Raw genomic sequence first — 25417 nt, 5'->3', positions numbered from 1 at the left:
TAAAGTGATATTACAGGCGCCATCATTCAGGAAAGTTCGGGCACCGGTGTTGGCACGGGTTGGCCGACGAAAAACGCGTCCAGGTTATCCAGCACCTGTTGTAGCGTGGCTTGCATCGCCTCTGGCGAGCGCCCGGCGATGTGCGGCGTCAGGATCAGGTTGTCCAGCGCCAGCCACGGGGTGGGGATTAGCGGTTCACCGTCCACCACATCCAGCGCAGCGCCCGCAATGGTTCCTTGGGCCAGGGCGCGGGTGAGCGCGGCATTGTCGACTACGCTGCCACGGGCGATGTTGACCAAGTAGCCCTCGCTGCCCAACGCCGCCAGCACCGCGTCGTTGATCAGGTGCCGGGTACCGACCCCACCGGGCGTGGCCACCAGCAAAAAATCGGCCCAGGCGGCCAATCCCGGCAGCGTATCGAAGTAGGTCGCGCAGGTGCCCTGGCGTGGCTGGCGATTGTGGTAGCCCACCGCCATGCCAAAGCCTAGTTCGCCTCGCCGGGCGACCTTCTGGCCAATGGTGCCCAGCCCGAGAATGCCCAGTTTCTTGTTCGACAGCATCGGCCTTGGGTGGCGTGACTGCGCCCAGCGGCCTTCGCGCACGGCACGGTCGGCCTGGGGAATGTCGCGCACCACGGCGAGCAACAGCGCAAGCGCGTGGTCGGCCACCGACTCGTCGTTGGTGCCTGGGCCATGGGTGACCACGATGCCCCGCGCCCGTGCGGCGGCCAGGTCAATATTCTCGTAGCCCGCGCCCTGGGCACAAATGATGCCCAGCCGCGGCACGTCCGTCATTTGCTGGGCGGTGAAACCGATGGAGCCATTGGTGAGCACCGCTTCGATGGCAGCGCTTGGCGTGACATGAAGCCTGTACCCGGCGGCTTCCAGGCGCTGGCTGCGCGCGGGTGACAGGTCGATCAGAACCAGCAGGTCATGGGGCATACGCAGTATCCTCGAGGGTGCCAGCAACAACCGTAGCAGCAACTGTCTTGCCCAGTTATTGATGTCCGCCAGGCTGTGCCGTCGCGCAGCGTGCCCGCGATCGGCATGACATCGCTGAAGCTCCTGCGGACCTTTTCGCAGCCTTGCGGCAGCTACGGGGGGAGTGTGTCACGGGTGCCGCGCAATGTCTGGCGTAACGCATCGCAGCCTGGCGACGGATGGCCGCCCCGTAGCGCCTACAGCGGTGCACCGGTAGCCGCCAGGTAAGGTGCCAGCCGCTTGCCCATCTGCGCCCCCAGCGCCTGCAAGCCGCTGAGGGGTCTCACCATCACCTCGAATTCGACGATCTTGCCCTGCTCATCGAAGCGGATCATGTCGATGCCCTTCAGCGACTTGCCCGCCACCGTGGCGCTGAATTCCAGCACCACGTTGAGGCCATCGGCGGTGGCCAGTTCGCGGTGGTAGTGGAAGTCCTCGAATACCTGGAGCACCGTGTTGAGGATCATTGCCACTACGGGCGCACCGGGGTATGGGGTGTGGGCCATGGGGGAGCGGAACACCACGTCCGCCGATAGCAGTTCGGGCAGTGCGCCAAGGTCAGCGTTGGCAACCATGCCGTGCCAGCGCTGCAAGGTGTTGGCCGCCTGCGGGTGAAGCGTAGGTGTGCTCATGCTCGTCCCTTTTTGTTGTTGGTCTATGGATTGCGAGTTTCCATCTCACCATAGTCTGGAAACCGGTCGCCAGGGTCAGCAGCTTGGTGTGGAAATGCTTGATGGCGAGGTGTTCAAACGGGGCGAATGGCGGACTGGGCATCTGTTCGGCTCTGCGGGGCGTGCCTCACAGCATCACAGATATCTGCAACCAGGAAAACAGGGCGAGCGCTGACGCGATCCCGTGATACCTTTCGCGCATGACCGATTCCATCGACCTGCGCCAATTCCGCTATTTCGTGGCGCTCAGCGAAACCCTCAATTTTGGCCGCGCCGCTGCGCGCCTGTTCATTTGCCAGCCGCCGCTGAGCCGGCAGATTCGGCAGTTGGAGGATGATCTGGGGGTGGCGCTGTTCGAGCGCACCCGTACGGGCGTGGTGTTGACGGCAGCCGGGGCGGCTTTTCTGCCCGAAGCGCGGCGCACACTGGCCCAGGCACAGAAAGCCATTGCCTCGGCCAAAAGCGCCGGGGCCAGCGCCGCACGGCAGTTCGTGATCGGCTACACCACCGTGCTCGACCGCAGCGCCTTTCCCGATGTGGTCGCCGCCTTGCAAGGCGACTTCCCTGACTGCCGCATCGTAGTCAAGGGCAAGCACTCGGTGAGCCTGGTGCGCGACATCAAGAACGGCGTGATGGACGCCGCGTTCATCGGCCTGCACACCGACGCCCGTGGGTTGGTGCAGCAAACCCTGATCGAAGAACCTATGCTGGCCGCCCTGCCCGCCCGCCATCCGCTGGCGCGCAAACGCCAACTGGGCTTCGATGACCTGGCGAGCGAGACGATTTTCGACTTCGAGCGGCGCCTGAACCCGGGCTTTCACGACTACTGCCAGGCCTTTTTCCAGCGCATCGGTTTCACGCCGGCGACGCTACCGGAACCGGCCGACCACCACATCCTGCTGGGGATGATTGCCGAAGGCCAGGGCATCGCCCTGATCCCGGCCTCGCTGCAGAATGTGAAGCGCCAGGGCGTGGCCTTCCGCAGGCTGAAGCCGCGGGAAGGCGGTTTGACCGCCGGCGTGGCCGTAACCTATGCCGACGACAACGCCTCGCCGGTGCTGCGCGCCTTCCTGGAGCGGGTGCGGCTTACTCGTGGCCGGCCACCGGGCGCGGGCGATACGGCTGTTCCAGGCGAACCACCTCCTGGGCGGTAAGCACCAGTTCGATCCCGGCAAGCGCGTCCTGCAAATGCCGTGGCTTGGTGGCGCCGATGATCGGCGACGTCACCCCTTCCCGGCTTGCCACCCATGCCATCGCCACCTGCGCGGCGGGCACGCCACGTTCGGCGGCAATGCCTTCGACCGCCGCGATAATCGCCGCTTCATCGGCCTGCTGGTCGTACCATTGATGCGCCGGCTGGTCAGTGGTGGCCCGCAATGTCCCGGTCTGCCGCGACCCGGCCAACAAACCCCGCGCCAAGGGTGACCAGGGCGTGACCGCGATGCCCAGTTCGCGGCACAGGGGCAGCATTTCCCGCTCCTCCTCGCGATAGATCAGGTTGTAGTGGTTCTGCATCGACACGAACGTGGCCAGGCCATGTTGCTCCTGCAAGGCCAGCATGCGCATGAACTGCCAGCTGTGCATGGACGAGGCGCCGAGGTACCGCGCACGGCCCGAGCGCACCACGATGTCGAGGGCTTCGATGGTTTCCTCGATGGGTGTCTGGGGGTCAAAGCGGTGAATCACATACAGGTCCACATGGTCAGTGCCCAGGCGCTTGAGCGACGCATCGATACTGGCCAGGATGTGCTTGCGCGACAGGCCGCTGGCGTTGGGCTTGTCGCTCATGGGGTAGTTGACCTTGGTGGCGATCACCACCTCGTCCCGTGGCGCATAGTCCAGCAACGCGCGCCCCAGCACCTCTTCACTGGCGCCCAGGGAATACATGTCGGCGGTGTCGAAGAAATTGATGCCGCCGTCCAGTGCCTGCTTGATAAAGGGCCGACTGGCGCCTTCATCCAGCACCCAGTCACGCCAGGCTGGCGAGCCATAGCTCATGCAGCCCAGGCACAGTTTGCTGACTTTCATGCCGGCCGAGCCCAATCGTACGTATTGCATGGTGTCCACTCCAGAGTGGTTCAGTGAGTGGGCACAGGTTAGGGAGCGGGTGGATGAAGGGTCCAATACCGTTTCAGTCATACCTTTTTGGTATCAGCCCAGCGCACTGGTGGGAGCGGGTTCTACCCGCGAAAGTAGCACCGCGCGGGGTCAACCCCGGCGCGGCGCCTTCTTCGCGGGCAGAGCCTGCTCCCACAGTGCTGCGGCGCCATAAAAATCATTATTTAATTTCATGAAATAATTAATAGACATACAACAAATGAATAATATCAATAGATCAAAATAGAATTTCCATTGCGTTTGTTATGAAAATACTATCAACCCAAGACGACACAGGCGTCGTCCACACCGCCACCTTCAGGAAATGGAACCTGCACCCACACCACGGGCCAGTGCCAGTTTTAATGGACAACGCCCGCCATGCCACGCTCGTATTTCCCCATACCCGCCAGGACGTTCCCGCTGTCGACCCTCACCGTGTCTGTGCTGCTGGCCACCGCGCCGCTGGCGCGCGCCGACACTAGCGATTCCCAGTTGCAGACCGTGACCGTCACCGCCGCGCCCACTGCTGCCCGTGCCCAGCAGCGCACGGTGGTGGACAGTTCATCGCCCATCGACATCATCAGCAACGATGCGCTGGTCAAGACCGGCCGCGCCGAGCTGTCCGAGGCCATTGCCAAGCTGCTGCCGTCGTTCACCTTCGGCACCAACATCGCCGGTTTCAACTCCACCACCCGGCCCCTGAGCAACCGCGGCATGGGCCCCGAATACACGCTGGTGCTGGTGAACGGCAAGCGCCGTCACCTGGGCGCCTCGATCCAGAGCGGCTCCACCGACAACAGCGGCGCAAACGTTGTCGACATCGACATGATCCCCATCAGTTCCATCGACCACATCGAGGTGCTCAAGGACGCAGCAGCCGCCCGCTATGGTTCCGATGCCGTGGCCGGTGTGGTCAATATCATTCTCAAGGCCCAGGACGCGGGCGGCCACATCGAAAGCAGCTACGGCGAGCTGTTCTCGGGCGAAGGCGCCACCAAGAAAATTGCCGCCGACGAAGGCTTCAAACTGGGCGATGGCGGCTTCCTGCACCTGTCCGCCGACGCCCGCAAGCGCGGCTATGCCTCGTGGGACGGCAAGGCTGACAGCACCGTCACCGCCTACAGCGACCCCGCCAAGGAAGCCGCCTGGGATCGGGTGGCCATCAAGAACGGCGACCCCGAACTCAAGGCCTACAACCTGGGCTACAACGCCGAACTGCCAGTGAACGACGTCACCCTGTACTCCTTCGGCACCTACGGTGAGCGCAAGGCGGTGATCCAGAACTACTACCGTTTCCCCAACGGTACCGCCGCGGTGCCGTCGATTTTCCCCGACGGCTACTACCCGGTGAACAACCTGCGCGACATCGACTACCAGTTCGTGTTCGGCGGCAAGGGCGAGGTGGGCGGCTGGGACTACGACCTCAGCACCAGTTACGGCCGCGACACCCTGAAGTATTCCAGTTCGCTTAACCTCAACCCGTCGCTGGGTGACGATTCACCCACCAGTTTCAACAACCTGGCCACCTTCCGCTCCGACCAGTGGGTGAACAACCTCGACTTCAGCCGCCGCTTCGAAAACCCGTTCAACCTGGGCGTGCCGGTGACCATTTCCACCGGCGTGGAGCACAAATGGGAGCGCTTCAGCACTTTCGCAGGCTCTGCCGACTCTTACGAAACCGGCACCTATAACGCCGCCAGCGGTGCGCAGGCGTCGATCATCATTCGCCCCGAGGACGAAGTGGACCTGATCCGCAATACCTACGCCAGCTACCTGGACCTGGGCTTTGACCTGACCAACCGCTGGTACGCCGACGTGGCCGCGCGGGTCGAGCACTACGATGACTATTCGGGGAACAAGCTGGGCCTGAAGTTCAACAGCCGCTACAAGTTGACCGACACCGTGGCCGTGCGCGGCACCCTCGGCACCGGCGTACGTGCCCCGTCGCTGACCCAAGAGGGCTACACCACCACCGACAGCCGGGTGAACACCGACGTAAACGGCAACGTGGTGCCCGCCACCACCCGCCTCACCGCCTCCGACAGCAGCCTGGCCAAGGCCCTGGGCGGCAGCGCCCTGAAGCCGGAAAAATCCCAGAACATCGGCCTGGGCATCACCTGGCAGCCCGCCCCACGCACCAGCGTGACGGCCGACGCCTACGTGGTCGACATTCAGAACCGCATTGCCCTCACCAGCGCCATCTACGACCACGGCGACGGCACTATCAACAGCATCCTGGCGTCCCAGGGCGTGGCCAGCGGCACCTGGGTGGACTACTACACCAACGCCTTCGACACCCGCACCCGCGGGCTGGACGTGGTGGCCGACCACACCACGCCGTTCGCCCAGTACGGCGACGTGCGCTGGAGCGCGGCCTTCAACTACAACAAGACCACCATCATCGACGCCAAGGACACCCCTGCTTCCCTGGCCGACGCCGGCGTGACCCTGGTGGGCCGCAACCGCGAAGGCGACCTGACCGACGCCCTGCCCAAGACCAAATTCATCCTGGGCGCCAACTGGACCGTGGGCAACTGGAACACCAACCTGAACACCACCCGCTACGGCAAGGTGTCCACGCTTGCGGTGAACGAAAGCGGCGACCGCAGCTTCGGCGCCAAGTGGCTCACCGACCTGGACATCAGCTACACGTTCTTCGACCACCTGACCCTGAGCGTGGGCGGCAGCAACATCTTCGACGTGCGCCCCGACAAGAACGCCGTGTACAGCAGCCTGGGCCTGGCGCCCTACGGCAACCCGCCGTTCTACCCCGGTGGCGGCTCCTGGTACACCAAGATCGCCTACGACTTCTGACCACGCGGCCGCATCGTTCCCCGATGCGGCCCTTTCTGGCATGAATAGCCGCACGAGGTACCGCCCCATGAAGCTGCAACGAACCCTGGCCAGCGCGGCCATCCTCCTGGCCCTGGGCCTGTCAGGCTGCGGCCCCTCGCACCCCGATGCCCAGGCCGCCAACACGCTGAAAATCGCGTTCTTCGGCGACAACACCCAATTGGTCAGCCTCGACCCCTTCCAGGTCTACTGGCTGGAGCACCGGGTGGTGCTGCGCAACGTGGTGGAATCGCTGACCGACCAGGACCCGCACACCGGCCAGATCATTCCCTGGCTGGCCGACAGCTGGGAAGTCAGCGCCGACGCCCGCGCCTACACCTTTCACCTGCGCCAGGGCGTGACCTTCAGCAACGGCGAGGCCTTCGATGCCCAGGCGGTGAAGACCGCCTTCGACAGCGACAAGGCCTTCGCCGCCCAGGTGCCCAGCGCCTTTGGCGCCACCTACCTGGCCGGCTATGACCACGCCGAAATCATCGACACACACACCATCAAGCTGGTGCTGAGCACACCCAACGCCGGCTTCTTGCAGGCTACCTCCACCACCAACCTGGCCATCCTGGCGCCCGAGTCGTACCGGCACACGGCCAAAGAGCGCTCCCTGGGCGCCATCATCGGCAGCGGTCCTTTCGTACTCGACCATTACACGCCGGAAAGCGGCCTGCGCCTGGTCAAGCGCAGCGGCTATGCGTGGGCGTCGGCCAACGTGCAGAACAAGGGCGACGCCCATGTGGCCGCCGTCGAGGTCAGCTACATCCCCGAAGAAAGCGTGCGCAACGGCCAGTTCCTGCAAGGCCAGGTGGACATCCTGTGGCCGCGCAACCCGTTCTCCGACGTGGACCTGAAACTACTGGAAAGCAAGCACGCCACTATCCAGAGCCGCTCGCTGCCCGGCCCGGCCTGGAACCTGTACCCCAACACCCATGGCGATCGCATCCTGGCTGACGCCGACGTGCGCCTGGCCGTGCAGAAGGCCATCGACCGCAAGAGCTACGCGGCCACGGTATACAGCCCGTCCTTCCCCGTAGTGGACGGTGTGTACGACGTGACCACGCCGTACTTCCGCAGCCAGGGCGACAAGCTGGACTATGACCCCAAGGGCGCCGCCGCGTTGCTGGACAAGGACGGCTGGAGCCTGGGCACCGACGGCTACCGGCACAAGGACGGCAAGCGCTTGAGCCTGACGTACAACGTGCCTACCAAGGAAACCGCCGGCGATGTGCTGATTCAGGATCAATTGCGCAAGGTGGGCATCGACCTGGTGCTGAAAGTGCGCACCACCGCCGAATGGTTTACCGCCAACGCTGCGGGCAACTACGACCTCACGTTTTCCTACATGACCCGCGCCGACCCCATCGTGCTGCAGACCATCCTTGACCCGCGTAGCGCCACCAGCCCTACCCTGGCCACCAACGCCTACGCGCCGGCCGCCCTGGCCCAGGCCCAGACGCTGTTCGACGATGGCCTGACCGCCACCACTGGCGACCAACGCGCCAAGGCCTACGGCAGCCTGCAAGACCTGCTGATTGACCAAAGCTCGGCCATTCCGGTGTTTGAACGGGTGTGGCAGGCCGCCACCGCGCCGCGAGTGCACAACTTCCGCTGGAGCGCCGAAGGCTTTGCCTTCCTAAACGACATCGAGGTCAGCCCATGAGCCGCTACCTGTTGGGCCGCCTTGGCCAGGCGCTGCTGGTGTTGTGGGGCGCCTTCACCATCACCTATTTCATCTTGTACCTGCTGCCGGGTGACCCACTGTCCATCATGCTCAATGCCTCAGGCATGGAAATCGACGCCCTTTCGCCCGAGCAACTGGCCAAGGCCCGCGCCTACTACGGCCTGGACCAGAGCCTGTGGGTTCGCTACGGGCACTTGCTGTGGGGCGTGCTGCACGGTGACCTGGGCCAGTCGCTGACCCTCAACCGGCCGGTGACCGCGGTACTGGCCGAGCGCCTGCCGCAAACCCTGGCGCTGGCCGGCACCGCCATTGCGCTGTCGTTGCTGGGCGGCATCGGCCTGGCCTACCTGGCCGCGTATGTGCGCTGGCAACCGTTGAAAATCGCCCTGTCGCGCCTGCCGGCGCTGGGCTTTTCGATACCGGTGTTCTGGCTGGGGCTACTGCTGATCCAGGTGTTTGCCTTCAGCCTGGGCTGGTTGCCGTCCACCGGGAGCCAGGGTTTGAGCAGCCTGGTGCTGCCCGCCGTAACCCTGGCCATTCCCAGTGCCGCGGTGTACGCCCAGGTGCTGCAACGCGGCTTCCTCGACGTATGGCGCGAACCCTACATCCTCACCGCTCACGCCAAGGGCCTGAGCCGTGCCCAGGTGCAGGCGCGCCATGGCTTTCGCAATGCCGCCCTGCCGCTGCTGACCCTGATCGGCCTGCAAGTGGGCAACACCGTGTCGGGCGCGGTGCTGGTGGAAACCATCTTTGCCCGCAACGGTGTCGGCCGCCTGGTGCAGGAAGCCGTGCTGCGCCAGGACATCCCCGTGGTACTGGGGGTGGTCACGGTGTCGGCCGCCGCCTTCGTGCTGGTCAACCTGTTGGTGGACCTGCTGTACCCGATCCTCGACCCCCGCATCACCCACTCGCCCAAGGTGACCTGAACCATGACCGTTACCGATCACAGCCTGTCCCGTGCCCAGCCCGCCCTTGCCGCCTGGCAGCCGCGCGGGCGCCTGCAACGCCTGCTGGAAACCATGGGCCCGTTGCTGCGCCGCCCCGGTTTCATGCTGGCCGCCGCCGTGGTGCTGTTCGCGCTGCTGGCTGCGCTGTCCCCCGGCCTGTTCAGCAGCATTGACCCTTATGCCACGGTGCCGGCGGCGAAACTGCTGGCGCCCGGCGTTGGCCACTGGTTTGGCACCGATGAACTGGGCCGCGACCTGTACACGCGGATACTGTACGGCGCGCGCCTATCGATTCTGGCCGCGTTGCTGGCAGTCGGCCTGGCGCTGGTCAGCGGCCTGGGCCTGGGCATTGTCTCGGGTTTCATTGGTGGGCGCATCGATGCCGGCATCATGCGCCTGGTCGATGTGCTGCTGGCCCTGCCCGGCCTGTTGCTGGCCCTGGCCATCGTCACCGCCATCGGCTTTGGCACGGTGCCCGTCGCGGTGGCCGTGGGCGTCGGCATCATTCCCGGCTTTGCCCGCACCACGCGTGCCGAAGTGCTACGGGTCAAGACCCTGCCCTACGTGGAAGCGGCGCGCCTGGGCGGTGCCAGCTGGACCCGCACCCTGCTGCGCCACGTGCTGCCCAACGCCTGGGGGCCGGTGGCGGTGCTGGCTACCCTGGATTTCGGCGCGGCCATCCTGGCCACCGCCGGCCTGAGTTTCCTGGGCTTCGGCGCCCAGCCGCCGCTGGCCGAATGGGGCACGCTGATCGCCAATGGCAGGCAGTTCCTCATCACTGCCCCCTGGGTGTCGCTGCTGCCGGGCCTGGTGGTGGTGCTGGTGGTGTTCAGCCTCAATCACATTGCCCGCACGTTGGAGGAAACCCCGCGATGAGCGCCTTGATCGATGTGCGCGACCTGAGCGTCAGCTATTACAACGGTGGGCGGGTCAAGGAAGCGGTACGCGGGTTGTCGTTGCACCTGGACGCCGGGGAAACCCTGGCCATTGTCGGCGAGTCCGGTTCCGGCAAGACCACCCTCGCCAGTGCCCTGCTGGGCCTGTTGCCCGCGAGCGCCAAGGTCACCGGCGGCAGCCTGCTGGTGGACGACACCGACATCAGCAACGCCAGTGAACGCATCAAGCGCCGGTTGCGCGGCCGCTTCATCGGCCTGGTGCCGCAAGACCCGATGGTCAGCCTCAACCCCACCCTGAGCATCGGCAAGCAGATCGGCGAAAGCCTGATCCTGGCCCACGGCGGCCGCCGCTACCCGGCACTGGATGCCGACGTGCTGGAGCTGCTGACTCAGGTGGGCCTGGACAACCCCGAGCTGCGCGCGCGCCAGTACCCTCATGAGCTGTCCGGCGGCATGCGCCAGCGGGTGCTGATCGCCATTGCCCTGGCGGGTGAACCACGGGTGATTATTGCCGATGAGCCCACCAGTGCGCTGGACGTGACCGTGCAGCGGCGCATCCTCGATCACTTGCAGCAACTGGTGAAGGCGCGGGGGATTTCGCTGATCATCATCACCCATGACCTGGGCGTGGCGGCCGACCGTGCCGATCGCCTCTTGGTGATGAAGGACGGCGAGTTGGTGGAACAGGGCCCGGCGCGTGAGGTGCTGTCGGCGCCGGCCGAGCCGTACACCCGGGCGCTGCTGGCTGCCGCACCGGCTTTTGGCAACGGCCAGCAGCCGTTGCCCCTGCCACCGCGCACCACTGGGCCGCTGCTGAGCCTGCAAGGTGTGGGCAAGCACTACCCGCTGCCCGCCCGCGACGGCCAGAGCCAGACATTCCAGGCCTTGCAAGGCTTGAGCCTGGACCTGTACCCGGGTCAGACGCTGGCCATTGTCGGCGAGTCCGGTTCGGGCAAAAGCACCAGCCTGCGCATCGCCCTGGGCCTGGAGGCGCCCAGCCAGGGCCACGTGCGCTTCGACGGCCAGGACATCACGAACCTCAGCTGGAAGCAGTTTCGGCCCTTGCGCCAGCGCATCCAACTGGTGCAGCAGAACCCCTTTGCCTCGCTGAACCCTTCGTTCACGATTTACCAGAGTGTGGTGGAGCCGCTGTTGTCCTTTGGCCTGCGCAAGGGCGATGCCCTGAAACAGGCGGCCCGGCAGTTGATGGACCAGGTGCAACTGCCCGCCAGCTACCTGGACCGTTTGCCGCGAGAGCTGTCCGGCGGCCAGCGCCAGCGTGTGGCCATTGCCCGCGCCCTGGCGCTGCGGCCGGAGCTGTTGTTGCTGGATGAGCCGGTGTCGGCGCTGGACGTGTCGGTACAGGCGCAGATCCTTGACCTGCTGCGCAGTTTGCAGTCCGAACTGGGGGTTGCCTATGTACTGGTGTCCCATGACCTGGCGGTGGTGCAGAGCCTGGCCCATGAGGTAGTCGTCCTGCGTCAAGGGCAGGTGGTGGAGCAGGGCCTGGCGAGCCAGCTGTTGCACCAGCCGGCGCATGCGTATACCCGCGAGCTGCTGGATGCCATCCCGGGGCATCGATACTGCGCATGACCGCTGACGTGCCGCTGCCGCCAGGCTGCGCTGGCGGTTGCGTACACTGAAGATCTGCAGTGCACGCCGGGGCCAGCGCAGCCTAACGGCAGCGGCTACATGCCCTCCCAAGACAGTTGCTGCTACATCAGTGGCGCTTGCGGGTGCCGAGTTCGATCCAGGTGGGCGCATGGTCGCTGGCGTGTTCTTCGTTGCGCACCCAGGCATCAACCCCGGCGTTCTTGAGGTAGGGCGCCATGGCGGGGTTCAGCAGCAGGTGATCAATGCGCAACCCCGAGTTGCGCTGCCAGTGCTGGCGAAAGTAATCCCAGAAGGTGTACACCCGCTCTTCGGGGTACAAGTGCCGAAGGGCATCGGTCCAACCCTGGTCCAGCAGCCGCCGGTAGCACTCCCGGCTCTGGGGTTGCAGCAAAGCATCCTTGAGCCAGGACTTGGGGTTGTAGATGTCCAGGTCCGTGGGCACCACGTTGTAGTCCCCGGCCAGCACCACCGGGTATTCGCTGGCCTGCAGGGCCTGGGCATGGGCGATCAGCCGCTCGAACCAGGCCAGCTTGTAATCGAACTTGGGCCCCGGCTGCGGGTTGCCGTTGGGCAAGTACAAACAGCCCACCAATACACCATGCACGGCGGCTTCCAGGTAGCGGCTCTGGCTGTCCGCCTGGTCACCCGGCAAGCCGCGGCGCGACTCCAGCGGCTGGGCGTCGCGGGCCAGAATCGCCACGCCATTCCACGACGGCTGGCCGTGGTGCAGGCTGCCGTAGCCGATGGCTTCGAAGTCGGCGGCGGGAAACTGCCCGTCGGCGGCCTTGAGTTCTTGCAGGCAGGCAATATCGGGGCGTTCCTTGGCCAGCCAGCGCAACAGGTTGGGCAAACGCGCGCGCAGGCCGTTGATGTTGAAGGTGGCGATTTTCAGGGCTTTCATCGGTGCTCTCCGGTCCGCAGACGCAGCCTTGGGCAGCGGCCACGCTGATCTTTCGAGTCACCCGCACACCCAAACGTTCAGCCCGTCACCCCGGTTGAACTCTGCCCTCGCCTGCGTTTCCCACCTGATAGATCCCTCGCCAGCTCTGGAGCCCCGCCATGGCCAGGTCGCTCAAGGAATATCAGCAAAAGCGCAACTTCGATGCCACCCCCGAACCCAGCGGCAAGGCCGCGCAGCGCGGCAAGGGCCACGCCTTGCAATACTGCATCCAGAAGCACGACGCCAGCCACCTGCATTACGACTTCCGCCTCGAACTGGACGGCACCTTGAAAAGCTGGGCCATTCCCAAGGGGCCGTCGCTGGACCCCAAGGTGCGGCGCCTGGCGGTGCACGTGGAAGACCACCCGCTGGACTACGCCGGCTTCGAGGGCCACATCCCCCAAGGCCACTACGGCGCCGGTGATGTGATTGTGTGGGACCGCGGCATCTGGATTCCCGAAGGCAACCCGCAGGAAAGCTACGCCAAGGGCAAGCTGCGCTTCCGCCTGCAAGGTGAAAAGCTGTCGGGCACCTGGAATTTGTTCCGCACCCACCTGGCGGGCAAGAAGGAGCAGTGGCTGCTGATCAAGTCGGCGGACACCGACGCCCGCCCCGAAGCCGACTATGACATTGTCCAGGCCGCACCCGACAGCGTGCTCAGCGAGCGCACGCTGGTTCCCAAGGCCGCCGTAAAGTCGACCAAGGCGACCAAGGCAACCACCCGCAAGCCTGCCAAGGCCAGGTTGCCCAGCTCAATGACGCCACAACTGGCCACCCTGGTCGAGTCCCCGCCCAGCGGCGACTGGCGCTATGAAATCAAGTTCGACGGCTACCGCGTCATGGCGCGCATCGACGCCGGGCAGGTCAAACTGTTCACCCGCAACGGCAAGGACTGGACAGCGAAGATGCCCAGCCAGGCCAAGGCCTTGGCGGCACTGGGCCTGGAGTCGGCGTGGCTGGACGGCGAAATGGTGGTGGCCAACGCCGACGGTGTCGCCGACTTCCAGGCCTTGCAAAACGCCTTCGATGACGGCACCGACGAGGCCATCGTCTATTACCTGTTCGACGTGCCCTACCTCAACGGTCGTGACCTGCGCCAGTGCCCGCTGCAGGAACGCCGCGCCGCCCTGGCTGCCGTGCTTGAGCACAACGATGCGCCGCAACTGCGCTATTCCGAAGATTTCGACCAACCGGTCGATTCCCTGCTGGCCAGTGCTTGCCGGATGGACATGGAAGGCCTGATCGGCAAGCGCATGGACAGCCTGTACAGCGGCAAGCGCAGCAGCGACTGGGTCAAGCTCAAGTGCAAGCTGCGCCAGGAATTCGTGATCGTCGGCTACACCGAGCCCAAGGGCAGCCGCAGCGGCTTCGGCGCCCTGCTGTTGGGGCTGCACGACACCGACAGCGGTGAACTGCGCTACGCCGGCAAAGTGGGCACCGGCTTCAACACCGCCACCCTGGCCAGCATCCTCGAACGCCTCAAGCCCCTGCACACCGCCAAACCCCAAGTGGCCAACCCGCCCCCCGGCGCCCAGGCCCGTGACGTGCACTGGCTCAAACCTCAGTTGCTGGCCGAGGTCGCCTATGCACAGATGACCCGCGACGGCGTGGTGCGCCATTCGGTGTTTCATGGGCTGCGTAATGACAAACCGGCCAAGGCCATCCGCCAGGAGACACCCGTGAAAGCCGCCAAAGCGTCCAAAGCGTCCAAAGCCGCCAGCCGCGACACCCTGCGCCTGACCCACCCCGACCGTGTCATCGATGCCAGCAACGGCGCCACCAAGCGCGACCTGGCCGAGTATTACGCGCAGATCGCCCCGTGGATCGAACCGCACCTAAAGGACCGCCCCGTGGCCCTGGTGCGCGCCCCCGAGGGCCTGGCCGGCGAGCTGTTCTTCCAGAAGAACGCCGGGCACCTGGACATTCCCGGGCTAGTGAGCGACGAAGCCGCCGGGCAGTCGGTGATCATCATCAACAGCGCCGACGCGTTGCTGGGCGCGGTGCAGATGAACACCCTGGAGCTGCACACCTGGAACGCCACCCGCGACACCTACGACAAACCCGACCGTTTCATTCTCGACCTGGACCCGGACCCTGCCCTGCCGTGGAAAAGCATGCTGGAAGCCACCCGACTCACCCTCACGCTGCTGGATGAACTGGGGCTGACCGCGTTCCTCAAGACCAGCGGCGGCAAAGGCATGCACATTGTGGTGCCGCTGACCCGGCGCCTGGGCTGGGACGCGGTGAAGGACTTTGCCCACGCCATCGTCAAGCACCTGGCGGCGCTGCTGCCCGACCGCCTGACTGCGGTGTCCGGACCGAAAAACCGCGTGGGGCGGATTTTCATCGACTACCTGCGCAACACCAAAGGCGCCACCACTGCCTGCGCCTATTCGGTTCGCGCGCGCGAAGGGCTGCCGGTGTCGGTACCAATCCGCCGCGAAGAATTGGCCCAGCTCAAATCGGCCAACCAATGGAACCTGTTCAACCTGGGCGAACGCCTGGCCGAAAACGACGACCCCTGGGCCGACTACGCCAGCACCCGGCAATCGATCACCGCCACCCTGCGCAAGCGCCTGGGCAGCGAAGGATGAGCAAGGCCAGCGTACACATCGGCATGTCCGGCTGGCGCTACACGCCGTGGCGCGGCGATTTCTACCCCGACGGCCTGCGGCACAAAGACGAGCTGCACTTTGCCTCGCGGGCGGTGAACAGCATCGAGATCAACGGCACCTTCTATGCCTTGCAACGCCCCGAGCGCTTCGCCGAATGGGCGGCGCAAACGCCGGACGGCTTCCTGTTCAGCGTCAAGGGCCCACGCTACATTACCCACACCAAACGCCTGCACGACATCGACGAGGCCCTGGCCAACTTCTTCGCCTCCGGGCCTCTGTCGCTGGGTGATCGCCTGGGGCCGATGCTGTGGCAGTTTGCACCCAGCCTGCGTTTCGACGCCGGGTTGTTCGACGACTTCATGGCGCGCCTGCCGCGCACGGGCGAACAGCTGCTGGCGCAGGCCCGCCACTGTGCCGAGCGCCTGCAACGCCCTGGCTACCTGGACGGCAACCCCAAACAGCACCTGCGCCATGCCATCGAAATCCGCCATCCCAGCTTTGTCGATCCCGCGTTCGTCGCACTGCTGCGCAAGCACCACGTGGCCTTGGTGGTGGCCGACGCCGCCCGTAAATGGCCGCGCGTGCAGGACGTCACCAGTGACTTCATCTATATGCGCTTGCACGGCGACAAGCAGCTGTACGCCAGCGGGTATTCAGACGAAGCGCTGGGTGAGTGGCGCAGGCGGATCATGGCGTGGAAGCGCGGGGCGCAGCCTGGGGATGCGCAGTTGATCGACACCGATACGCCGCCGCCCAAGGCGACTCGTCGGGACGTCTTCTGCTACTTCGACAACGACATCAAGGTGCGCGCGCCGTACGATGCGCGGCGGCTGTTGGCGTTGCTCAACCTGGATGGCGCGCTGCAAACCGCCCCCGGCGAACTGCCCGCAACGTTGTAGTCGCGAGTAGGCGCTGCCGCAGGCTGCGAAGGCCCGCACGGCGGGCCCGCGATCGGCATGACACCGGCGAAGCTTCTGCAGACCTTTTCGCAGCCTGGCGACGGACGGCCGCCCCGCCTCACCAACGGGGGGCGTTACGACGCCTTTTTGGTGGCGCGCTTGGGCGCCGGCTTCTTCCCGGCCAAACTGCGCTTGAGCAGGTCGGTAAGGTCGATGATATCGGCGCCCTTGCCCTCGCCCTTCTCGTCCAGCGAGGTCACGGTGGCGATCTTGCCTTTGCTGGCTTTCTCCTCCACCAGGTCCATGATGGTCTGCTTGAAGTCGTCCTGATACTCGTCAGGCGTCCACGTGCCACTCATGTCTTCTACCAGACGCTTGGCCATCTGCAACTCACGCTTGTCGATCTTCGCCTCGGTGACGCTGCTGTCCAGCTCCAGGGCATCCAGCCCGCGCACCTGCGAGGGCCAGCGCAAGGTGATCATCACCAGTGCGTCCTCCAGCGGTCGGATCAGCGCCAGGTGCTGTTGAGTGTGCAACACCACCCGCGCCAAGGCGACCTTGTCGGTGCTCTCCAGGGTCTGGCGCAGCAGCGCATAGACCTTGCCGCCACGGCGGTCGGGGGCCAGGTAGTAAGGCGTATCGAACACCTGCAAGGGGATCTCGCCGGCCGTCACGAAGGAAAAGATATCGATGGTCTGGGTGGCTTCGGGGCGTGCCTTGCGGATCTCGTCTTCGCTGATCACCACATAGCGGCCCTTCTCGTACTCCACGCCCTTGACGACGTTGTCCTTGTCGATGTCCTTGCCGGTGACCTTGTTGATGCGCTTGTAGCCCACCGGGTCCATGCTGCGCTTGTCCAGCCAGTCAAAATCGATGCGTTCGCTGGACACGGCCGTGCTCAACGACACCGGTATGTGCACCAGTCCGAAACTGATGGCGCCTTTCCAAATGGCCCGGGCCATAGTTGCTCTCCTGCGTGGCCCGCGGGTGGGCCTGTAGAAACACTGACTGCGCGCCGAAGCGAAGGTTTAATTGCGCCGCTGCCTACGCCGGCGACACGGTGGTGCTACCGATTGCCCCAGGATGGGCATCGGCCGCACCAAGCGAGGGCGCGCCGGTTGTAGGCATCAGCGCTGTCACCATGCGTAACACGATTGTATACAACTTTTTTTGACCATTCGATCAAAAAAATACCCTCCTGAACGTTTGCGAAACAGGGCACACCCCAGCAAACCAGATGCTTGCCACACGATCAGAGTGGCCTTGGAAAATAAAGATCACACGTTTGGCACAAAAATGGCTTACCGATTCAGTAGTTTTGTATACAACAACAAATACAAGAAGTGGAGCCCCACCGATGCAGCTCAACAGCCCTGCCGAGTCCTCCCTCAACGACCTGGCCCCCGCGCGGCCCCGTGACGCCGCGCTCAGCCCGCGCCTGCACAACCACGACCTGGCGCCCACGCGCAGCGAAGGCCGACGCTGGGGTGGCTACAGCATTTTCGCGCTGTGGACCAATGATGTGCACAACATCGCCAACTACTCCTTCGCCATGGGCTTGTACGCGCTGGGCCTGGGCGGCTGGCAAATCCTGCTGTCACTGTTGATCGGCGCCGTGCTGGTGTACGGCTTCATGAACCTGACCGGCTATATGGGCCAGAAGACCGGCGTGCCCTTCCCTGTCATCAGCCGGGTCAGTTTCGGTATCCATGGTGCTCAACTGCCAGCCCTGGTGCGGGCGGTGATTGCCATCGCCTGGTTCGGCATCCAGACCTACCTGGCCTCGGTGGTGCTCAAGGTACTGGTGACCGCGCTGGCGCCAAGCCTGGTCGAATACGACCACAACCTGGTGCTGGGGCTGTCGACCCTGGGCTGGGCCTGCTTTGTCAGTATCTGGCTGGTGCAACTGGTGATCCTGGCCTACGGCATGGAAATGGTGCGCCGCTACGAAGCCTTTGCCGGCCCGGTGATTCTGCTGACCATGACGTCGCTGGCCGTGTGGATGTACAGCCGCGTCGGTGGCCACATCAGTTGGTCGATCCGCGAGCCGCTGCAAGGCGCGAGCATGTGGCGCCATATCTTTGCCGGCGGTGCGTTGTGGCTGGCCATCTACGGCACGCTGATTCTCAACTTCTGCGACTTCGCCCGTTCCGCGCCGTCACGGCGCTGCATTCGCCTGGGCAATTTCTGGGGCCTGCCAGTCAACATCCTGGCCTTTGCCGTGGTCACCGTGATGCTCTGCGGCGCGCAGTTTTCCATTGACGGGCGCATCATCGAGAACCCCACGCAGATCATCCAGTCCATCCCCCACACCCCGTTCCTGGTGATGGGCTGCCTGGCGTTGCTGATCGTCACCGTGGCGGTGAACATCATGGCCAACTTCGTTGCCCCGGCCTTCGTGCTCAGTAACCTGGCACCACGGCTGCTGACCTTCCGCCGCGCGGGCATGATCAGCGCCACCGTGGCGGTGCTGATTCTGCCGTGGAACCTGTACAACAGCCCGCTGGTGATCGAGTATTTCCTCGCCGGCCTGGGCGCGTTGCTCGGCCCTCTGTACGGCATCATCACCGCCGACTACTGGCTGCTGCGCCGCGGCAAGGTCAACGTTCCACAGTTGTACACCGAAGCCGCCAACGCCGCCTACCATTACCGACGCGGCATCAACCCGCGTGCGCTGGCGGCCGTGTTGCCTGCGGCCGCCATCGCCATCGTGCTGGCGCTGGTGCCGGCCTTTGAAACGGTGTCGGCGTTCTCCTGGCTGTTCGGCGCCGCCATTGCCGCCGCGGTTTACCTGCTGATCAGCGACCGTCACCAGACATTTTCCGACGTCAGCGGCGAGTCCATCGCTGTCGACAACGCCAACCATTGATCACTTCAAACGAGGTTTGCATGCGTATCCTGGTCGTCAACGTCAACACCACCGAATCCATCACCGCCGCCATCGCCGAGCAGGCGCGCAGCGTGGCCGCACCGGGCACCGAGATCATCGGCCTGACCCCGCGTTTCGGCGCCGAGTCGGTGGAAGGCAACTTCGAAAGCTACATGGCCGCCCTCGGCGTGATGGACGCGGTCATGGCCTATGACCAGCCCTTCGACGCCGTCATCCAGGCCGGCTATGGCGAGCATGGCCGCGAAGGCTTGCAGGAACTGCTGGACGTACCCGTGGTGGACATCACCGAAGCCGCCGCCAGCGTGGCCATGCTGCTGGGCCACGCCTATTCGGTGGTCACCACCCTGGACCGCACCGTCCCGTTGATCCAGGACCGCCTGCGCCTGGCCGGCCTCTACCAGCGCTGCGCCTCGGTGCGCGCCAGCGGCCTGGCGGTACTGGAACTGGAGCACGACCCCGCCCGCGCCGTGGCCGCCATCGTCGCCCAGGCCGAACAGGCCGTGCGTGACGACAAGGCCGAAGTCATCTGCCTGGGCTGCGGCGGCATGGCCGGCCTGGACACCTTGATCCGCGAGCGCACCGGCGTGCCGGTGGTGGACGGCGTGACCGCCGCCGTGGCGCTGGCGCAATCGCTGGTGAAGCTGGGGTTGAGCACCTCGAAGGTGCGTACGTATGCCACGCCGCGGAGCAAACGCATCAGCGGGTGGCCGCTGAGCCGGGATAACTGACAGACCTGTAGCCTGACGGCTGGGATGCCCCCTTTAGCCGCAGCCTGCGGCAGCGGTGCGTGCGCGGGTGGGATCGAGCGCCGCCCGCGCGGCGCGACACAGCCTGGCCACAGCTCCCGCAAAGACCGTTGCTGCTACAGAACGCGGGTTGTATCGGCGTGTTGCGTGCTCAGCCACACTCTAAAATTTCTTGTACAAAAAAAGCACCTTTCCAAAATACCCCGGTCATACCTAGGCTCACCCCCACAATCCCAACGCCGCCTGTCGCGCCAGCGCTGCTAGCCAGCAGGCTAGCGGGCATTTCCGTGTCTGTTTGCTATACATAGAGGATCCAATTCGTACAGGATTTTTCGGTACAGCAGTTTCTCGCACCCAGCATTCGATCACCGCGCCAGGTGTTGTGCGGTGACAGACAAGAAAGCGAAAGGAAGAGCCGATAATGGACAATATCGTCGTCGCTGACAAAGCCACTGCCCAAGTAACCGCTCAGACGTTTGGCAACGTTCAGCTGCAAGACCCCGCTGTTGTGAAGATCCCCGTGGCGCCCGAGCAGGTGGCGTCTGTCAGCCGCACCGGCAATGACGCGGTGCTTAATCTGAAAAACGGCGAACACGTCAAAATCGGCAATTTCTTCCAGGCCAGCCCCCAGGGCGTGCACAGCGACATGGTGTTCCAGGGCGAGAACGGCACCTTGTGGCAAGCTCAGTACAACGCCGAAGCCTTCCACGGTTTTACCTTTGCCCAGGTGTCCTCGCTGGATGATCTGCTGGCCGGCGTGGGCGTGGTCGGTAGCGCAACGCCCGAGTGGGCGATTGCCGGGCTGGGCCTGCTGGGCGCCGGTGGCGCCACGGCCGCCGCCGTGGGTACGGGCGGTGGCAGCAGCGGTAGCAGTGGCAGCACCGGCACCGCTGCCGATACCACCGCACCCGATGCGCCTACCGGCTTGAGCCTGTCCGCCGACGGCCTGTCCCTCAACGGCGTGGGCGAAGTGGGTAGCACGGTGACCGTGCGCGACGGCGCCGGCAACGTACTGGGCACCGCCGTGGTGGGCAGCGATGGCGCCTTCCAGGTGCCGCTCAGCGGCGCCCAGAACAACGGCCAGACCCTGGACGTGACCCTCACCGACGCGGCCGGCAACACCTCCGCCCCGGGCACCCTCACTGCCCCCGACACCACCGCACCCACTGCCCCGGACCACTTGGCCCTGGGCGCCGACGGCATGACCTTGAGCGGCACCGGCGAGGCCGGCAGCACGGTGACGGTGCGCGACAGCGCCGGCAATGTGCTGGGCACCGGTACCGTGGGCAGCGACGGCAGTTTCCAGGTCACCCTCGGCGACGCCCAGGCCAACGGCCAGACCCTGACCGTGACCCTGACCGACGCGGCCGGCAACGCCTCCGCCCCCGGCAGCCTGACCGCAGCGGACACCACTGCGCCCGATGCGCCCACCGGCCTTGCGGTGAGTGCGGACGGCAATGCTTTGACCGGTACCGGCGAGCCCGGCTCCACCATCACCGTCAAGGCCGCCGACGGTACGCTGCTGGGCAGCGCGCTGGTGGCCAGCGACGGCACTTTCAGCGTCACCCTCACGCCCACGCAGACCAGTGGCCAGACCCTTTCGGTGATCGACACCGACGCCGCCGGCAACGCCTCCCAGGCCGCGAGCGCCCAGGCGCCTACCGTGGGCCAGCCCGGCAACACCGACACCACCCCACCTGATGCCCCCACCGACCTGGCCATCAGCGGCAGCGGCACCCTGGTCAGCGGTCATGGCGAGGTGGGCAGCACCGCCACGGTGATCGACGGCAACGGCACTGTGCTGGGCAGCGCCGTGGTGGGCAGTGACGGATTGTTCAGCCTCAGCATCAGCCCGGCACAAAGCAACGGCCAGATTTTGCAGGTAACCCTCACCGATACCGCCGGCAATGTCTCGCCCAACGTGGCACTGATGGCCCCCGATACCACGCCGCCGGCGCAACCGGCCAACCTGGTGCTGGCCGCCGATGGCGTGACCCTGACCGGCACCGCCGAGGCCGGCTCGCGAGTGCTGGTGCATGATGCCAATGGCACAGTGATCGGCGCGGCGCGCGCCGGCCTGGATGGCAGCTTCACCCTCACCCTGAACAGCGCCCAGGCCAATGGCGAGCACCTGGATGTCACCGCCACCGACGCTGCCGGCAACGCCAGCGCGCCGGTAGCGCTGACCGCCGCCGACACCACCGCGCCGGCAGCGGTCACCGATGTGATCATCAGTGCCGATGGCCAAGCGCTTTCCGGGCAAGGCGAAGTGGGTGCCACGGTGACCGTGCTCAATGCCGCCGGTACGGTGATCGCCAGCGGCACCGTGGCTGCCAATGGCACCTTTGAAGTCACCCTGCAACCCTCCGTGACCCAGGGCGACATCGTGCGCGTAAACCAGGCCGACGCCAGTGGCAACGTCTCCCCCACCGTGGGCGTGATTGCCCCGGACGCTGACGGCCCTGGTACTCCGGCCGCCCTGGCGGTCAATGCCGACGGCAGCCAGGTCAGTGGCACCGGCACGTCCGGCAACCTGGTGGAAGTGCGCGACGGCGCCGGCAACCTGCTGGGTTCGGCAGTGGTCGCCAATGACGGCCACTTCGCCGTGACCCTCACCCCGGCCCAGGCCAACGGTGAAGTGCTGGACGTAACGGCCATCGACGGCAATGGCGAAAACTCCGTGACCGTGCCAGTGACCGCCCCCGACATCACCGGCCCCGCCGCCGCCAGCGACCTGATGGTCAATGCCGATGGCCTGCTGTTGACCGGCCGTGGCGAAGTGGGTGCCACCGTCACCGTCAAGGACAGTGCCGGCAACGTGCTGGGCACAGCCCTGGTCTCGGCCAGCGGCAGTTTCGCCGTGGCCCTGGCCAGCGCACAGGCCGATGGCCAGGCCCTGCAAGTAACCCTGACCGACACGGCGGGCAACCCCTCGCCCGCCGCCGGCGTCAGTGCCCCAGACCTGGACGGCCCGCTGCAACCGGGCCAGCTGTCGATCAACAGCACCGGCACCTTGCTCAGCGGCATGGGTGAAGCGGGCTCGCACATTACCGTCACCGACACCAACGGCGCCGTGCTCGGCACCGCCGTGGTGGCCGCCGATGGCACCTTCAACGTCACCCTGAGCAGCGCCCAGAACAACGGCCAGACCCTGCAAGTGGGCGCCACCGACAGCGTCGGCAACGGCGCCGGCCCCGTGGCCTTTGTTACCCCGGACACCCAGGCCCCGGCGCCGCTGACGGCCCTGGCGGTAGACGCCGCCGGCCACACCGTGACCGGCACGGGCGAGATCGGCGCCACGGTGACCGTGCGCGACCCGTCGGGCACCGTGATCGGCACTGCCGTGGTCGACGGCAGCGGCCATTTCAGCGCCACCCTGACCACCGACCAGGCCAACGCCCAGGCGTTGCAAGTGGTGCAGACCGACGCTGCCGGCAACCCCTCGACTCCGGTCGCCGTGACCGCCCCGGACCTGATTGCCCCCGACCAGATCACCGACTTCGGCATATCCGCCAACGGCGCCATCGTCAGCGGCCACGGTGAAGTGGGCGCCACCGTCAGCGTCAGCGACGCTTTTGGCAACGCCCTGGGCAGCGCCGTGGTCGCCAGCAATGGCACCTTCAGCGTGACCCTGACCACGCCGCAGGTCAACGGCCAGGCCCTGGCCGTACTGCAGACCGATGCCGCCGGCAACCCCTCGCCTACCAGCGACGTGACCGCCCCCGACATCCAGCCGCCCGCTGTGCCCACCGGCCTGACCCTGAACGCCGACGGCAGCATGCTTTCAGGCACCGGCGAAGCCGGCGCCACGGTGCACGTCTATGCCCAGGACAGCACCCTGCTGGGTTTCGCCACCGTTACTGCTGGCGGCACCTTCAGCGTGATCCTGAGCAGTGACCAGGCCGATGGCCAGGTGCTGCGCGTCAACCAGAGCGACACAAGCGACAACACCTCAGCCGACGCCTCCCTGACCGCGCCGGACACCACACCGCCTGGCACCCTTGCCAACCTGGCCATCAGCGCCAACGGCGCCACCGTGACCGGCACCGGCGTGGCCGGCGACACCGTGTACGTACGCGACAGCGGCGGTACCCTGCTGGGCAGCGCCGTGGTAGCGGGCAATGGCAGCTTCAACGTGAGCCTGAGCCCGTCACAACTGGACGGCCAGACCCTGAGCGTGCATCAGGAAGATGCCGCGCTGAACCCGTCGACCACCCAGACCCTGACTGCGCCGGACCTGACTGCGCCACCCGCGCCCACCGACCTTGCCGTGGACGTTACCGGCACACAACTGACCGGCACTGCCCAGGCGGGCAGCACCGTGCGCGTGCTGGACGCCGATGGCAACCCGTTGGGCAGCACCACCGCCGACGGCACCGGCCACTTCAGCGTCACCCTGGGCACCGCGCAACTCAACGGCCAAGCCCTGCAAGTGACGGCCAGCGACAACCTGTACACCTCGCTGCCGGCCTCCCTCTTCGTCCCGGACAGCACCGCCCCGGTGGACCCCGGCAACCTGGCCGTCACCCCGGACGGCACCCAGGTGTCGGGCACGGGTGAAGCCAACACCACCATCACCGTGCGCGACAGCGGCGGCACCGTGCTGGGCACCGGCACCGTGGGCAGCGATGGCGTGTTTGTGGTCAGCCTGGGCACTGCGGCTGCCACCGGCAGCACCCTCACCGTGACCAGCAGCGACGCCAGCGGCAACGCCTCGGCAGCCGTGGACGTGGCCGGGCCGGACGGCACGCAGGTGGCCACCCCGGCCGACCTGGCCCTGAGCGGCGACGGCAGCACCCTCACCGGCAGCGGCACCGCTGGCACCACCGTCAATGTCCTGGACAGCACCGGCACCAGCCTGGGCACCGCCGTGGTCAACAGCAGCGGCCGCTTCAGCGTGCTGCTGCGCTTCGCCCAGCTAAACGCGCAAACCCTGCACGTGACCGCCACCGACACCAGCGGCCACGCCTCGGTGCCGGCCACGCTGGTGGCCAGCGACAGCACCGCGCCCGACGCGCCCACCGACGTGGCCGTGGCGGCCAACGGCAGTACCCTGAGCGGCAAAGGCGAAGCCGGGGCCACCGTGTCGGTAGTGGATGGCGACGGCACCGTGGTGGGCAGCGCCGTGGTGGCCAGCAACGGCAACTTCATCGTCACGTTTACAACACCGCAGGTCGATGCCCAGGCCCTGACCGTGACCCAGAGCGATGCCGCCGGCAATGTCTCGCAACCGGCCAGCACCGTGGCGCCCGACTTGCAGGCGCCCGATGCCGCCAGCAACCTGAGCATCAACACCGTTGGCACCGTGGTCAGCGGCCAGGGTGAGGTGGGCGCCACCGTCACCGTGCGCGACGCCAACGGCACCGTACTGGCCACCGGCACCGTGAGCCAGAGCGGCAACTTCCAGGTCACCCTGCCCTCGGCGCAAACCACCGGTGCCGCCCTGCACGTGACCCTGACCGACGCGGCCGGCAACGTCTCGCCCGATGCCAGCCTGGCCACCGTCGATACCACGCCACCCGCGGTGGTCAGCCACCTCACCATCAGCCAGGACGGCAGCACCCTCAACGGCACCGGCGAGGCCGGCGCCACCG

General features: G+C 65.9%; 16 protein-coding genes and 1 pseudogene. 12 read left to right on the top strand and 5 right to left on the bottom strand.

Annotated elements, in window-relative coordinates:
* Positions 1 to 26: 26 nt before the first annotated feature.
* Positions 27 to 941 carry a 2-hydroxyacid dehydrogenase gene (locus PMM47T1_RS26550; protein ID WP_008374984.1) on the bottom strand — a complete coding sequence of 305 codons (915 nt, stop codon included), beginning with the start codon at positions 939 to 941 and terminating at the stop codon, positions 27 to 29.
* Positions 942 to 1177: 236 nt separating this feature from the next.
* On the bottom strand, positions 1178 to 1612 hold the full coding sequence (locus tag PMM47T1_RS26545) for a nuclear transport factor 2 family protein (protein ID WP_008374982.1): 435 nt from the start codon (positions 1610 to 1612) through the stop codon (positions 1178 to 1180).
* A gap of 239 nt (positions 1613 to 1851) precedes the next feature.
* On the opposite strand from PMM47T1_RS26545, the gene PMM47T1_RS26540 reads away from it, so the two are divergent.
* Positions 1852 to 2805, top strand: a complete 954-nt coding sequence (locus tag PMM47T1_RS26540) for a LysR family transcriptional regulator (protein WP_008374980.1) — start codon at positions 1852 to 1854, stop codon at positions 2803 to 2805.
* Here the strand turns inward: PMM47T1_RS26540 and PMM47T1_RS26535 are convergent.
* Positions 2738 to 3709, bottom strand: a complete 972-nt coding sequence (locus PMM47T1_RS26535; protein ID WP_008374978.1) for an aldo/keto reductase — start codon at positions 3707 to 3709, stop codon at positions 2738 to 2740. The genes PMM47T1_RS26540 and PMM47T1_RS26535 overlap by 68 nt on opposite strands.
* A gap of 420 nt (positions 3710 to 4129) precedes the next feature.
* Here PMM47T1_RS26535 and PMM47T1_RS26530 point away from each other — a divergent pair, with 420 nt between their 5' ends.
* The 6 genes and pseudogenes from PMM47T1_RS26530 (at position 4130) to PMM47T1_RS31015 (ending at position 11712) form a co-directional block, all read left to right on the top strand.
* Entirely contained in the window at positions 4130 to 6565 is a 2436-nt protein-coding gene (locus PMM47T1_RS26530) for a TonB-dependent receptor plug domain-containing protein (protein ID WP_008374976.1), read from the top strand.
* Positions 6566 to 6632: 67 nt separating this feature from the next.
* Positions 6633 to 8255, top strand: coding sequence for an ABC transporter substrate-binding protein (locus tag PMM47T1_RS26525; RefSeq protein ID WP_008374975.1), 1623 nt, complete (start codon positions 6633 to 6635; stop codon positions 8253 to 8255).
* A complete protein-coding gene (locus PMM47T1_RS26520; RefSeq protein WP_008374973.1) occupies positions 8252 to 9202 on the top strand; it encodes an ABC transporter permease in 951 nt (316 codons plus the stop codon). Before PMM47T1_RS26525 ends, PMM47T1_RS26520 begins: the two co-directional genes overlap by 4 nt.
* A 3-nt stretch (positions 9203 to 9205) precedes the next feature.
* The gene (locus PMM47T1_RS26515; protein WP_008374971.1) at positions 9206 to 10099 is read left to right on the top strand and encodes an ABC transporter permease; all 894 of its coding nucleotides are present in this window, start codon (positions 9206 to 9208) and stop codon (positions 10097 to 10099) included.
* Positions 10096 to 10899 (top strand): annotated as a pseudogene (locus PMM47T1_RS31020) (ABC transporter ATP-binding protein); the annotation flags it as partial. The gene PMM47T1_RS26515 and the pseudogene PMM47T1_RS31020, both read left to right, overlap by 4 nt.
* A 48-nt stretch (positions 10900 to 10947) precedes the next feature.
* Positions 10948 to 11712 (top strand): ABC transporter ATP-binding protein, encoded by a 765-nt coding sequence (locus tag PMM47T1_RS31015; protein WP_443216109.1) that lies wholly within the window; start codon positions 10948 to 10950, stop codon positions 11710 to 11712.
* A gap of 127 nt (positions 11713 to 11839) precedes the next feature.
* Here the strand turns inward: PMM47T1_RS31015 and xth are convergent, their stop codons facing one another.
* Positions 11840 to 12634 (bottom strand): exodeoxyribonuclease III, encoded by a 795-nt coding sequence (gene xth / locus PMM47T1_RS26505; protein WP_008374966.1) that lies wholly within the window; start codon positions 12632 to 12634, stop codon positions 11840 to 11842.
* A 158-nt stretch (positions 12635 to 12792) separates the two neighbouring features.
* Between xth and ligD the strand changes: the two genes are divergently transcribed.
* Together ligD and PMM47T1_RS26495 are read left to right on the top strand one after the other, a co-directional pair.
* Positions 12793 to 15267, top strand: a complete 2475-nt coding sequence (gene ligD, locus PMM47T1_RS26500) for a DNA ligase D (protein WP_008374965.1) — start codon at positions 12793 to 12795, stop codon at positions 15265 to 15267.
* The gene (locus PMM47T1_RS26495) at positions 15264 to 16187 is read left to right on the top strand and encodes a DUF72 domain-containing protein (RefSeq protein WP_008374962.1); all 924 of its coding nucleotides are present in this window, start codon (positions 15264 to 15266) and stop codon (positions 16185 to 16187) included. Before ligD ends, PMM47T1_RS26495 begins: the two co-directional genes overlap by 4 nt.
* A 134-nt stretch (positions 16188 to 16321) precedes the next feature.
* Here PMM47T1_RS26495 and ku read toward each other — a convergent pair whose 3' ends face one another.
* Positions 16322 to 17149, bottom strand: coding sequence for a non-homologous end joining protein Ku (gene ku, locus PMM47T1_RS26490; RefSeq protein ID WP_008374960.1), 828 nt, complete (start codon positions 17147 to 17149; stop codon positions 16322 to 16324).
* A 395-nt stretch (positions 17150 to 17544) separates the two neighbouring features.
* Between ku and PMM47T1_RS26485 the strand changes: the two genes are divergently transcribed.
* From PMM47T1_RS26485 to PMM47T1_RS26475, 3 genes are all read left to right on the top strand, one after another.
* Positions 17545 to 19056, top strand: a complete 1512-nt coding sequence (locus PMM47T1_RS26485; RefSeq protein WP_008374958.1) for an NCS1 family nucleobase:cation symporter-1 — start codon at positions 17545 to 17547, stop codon at positions 19054 to 19056.
* 20 nt (positions 19057 to 19076) lie between these two features.
* Positions 19077 to 19805 (top strand): aspartate/glutamate racemase family protein, encoded by a 729-nt coding sequence (locus tag PMM47T1_RS26480; RefSeq protein WP_008374956.1) that lies wholly within the window; start codon positions 19077 to 19079, stop codon positions 19803 to 19805.
* Positions 19806 to 20244: 439 nt separating this feature from the next.
* Positions 20245 to 25417: Ig-like domain-containing protein (locus PMM47T1_RS26475; protein ID WP_008374953.1), on the top strand; the 5173-nt coding region annotated here is incomplete at its 3' end.

This window comes from Pseudomonas sp. M47T1 (genome assembly GCF_000263855.1).
Classification (GTDB): domain Bacteria; phylum Pseudomonadota; class Gammaproteobacteria; order Pseudomonadales; family Pseudomonadaceae; genus Aquipseudomonas.
This window is presented reverse-complemented; position numbering and strand designations above follow the sequence as displayed.

Coding starts and splice junctions, on each gene's coding strand:
- PMM47T1_RS26525 (WP_008374975.1), top strand. CDS start 6,633: ATGAAGCTGCAACGAACCCTGGCCAGCGCGGCCATCCTCCTGGCCCTG.
- PMM47T1_RS26535 (WP_008374978.1), bottom strand. CDS start 3,709: ATGCAATACGTACGATTGGGCTCGGCCGGCATGAAAGTCAGCAAACTG.
- PMM47T1_RS26550 (WP_008374984.1), bottom strand. CDS start 941: ATGCCCCATGACCTGCTGGTTCTGATCGACCTGTCACCCGCGCGCAGC.
- PMM47T1_RS26515 (WP_008374971.1), top strand. CDS start 9,206: ATGACCGTTACCGATCACAGCCTGTCCCGTGCCCAGCCCGCCCTTGCC.
- PMM47T1_RS26530 (WP_008374976.1), top strand. CDS start 4,130: ATGCCACGCTCGTATTTCCCCATACCCGCCAGGACGTTCCCGCTGTCG.
- ku (WP_008374960.1), bottom strand. CDS start 17,149: ATGGCCCGGGCCATTTGGAAAGGCGCCATCAGTTTCGGACTGGTGCAC.
- PMM47T1_RS26495 (WP_008374962.1), top strand. CDS start 15,264: ATGAGCAAGGCCAGCGTACACATCGGCATGTCCGGCTGGCGCTACACG.
- PMM47T1_RS26520 (WP_008374973.1), top strand. CDS start 8,252: ATGAGCCGCTACCTGTTGGGCCGCCTTGGCCAGGCGCTGCTGGTGTTG.
- PMM47T1_RS26545 (WP_008374982.1), bottom strand. CDS start 1,612: ATGAGCACACCTACGCTTCACCCGCAGGCGGCCAACACCTTGCAGCGC.
- PMM47T1_RS26480 (WP_008374956.1), top strand. CDS start 19,077: ATGCGTATCCTGGTCGTCAACGTCAACACCACCGAATCCATCACCGCC.
- xth (WP_008374966.1), bottom strand. CDS start 12,634: ATGAAAGCCCTGAAAATCGCCACCTTCAACATCAACGGCCTGCGCGCG.
- ligD (WP_008374965.1), top strand. CDS start 12,793: ATGGCCAGGTCGCTCAAGGAATATCAGCAAAAGCGCAACTTCGATGCC.
- PMM47T1_RS26540 (WP_008374980.1), top strand. CDS start 1,852: ATGACCGATTCCATCGACCTGCGCCAATTCCGCTATTTCGTGGCGCTC.
- PMM47T1_RS26485 (WP_008374958.1), top strand. CDS start 17,545: ATGCAGCTCAACAGCCCTGCCGAGTCCTCCCTCAACGACCTGGCCCCC.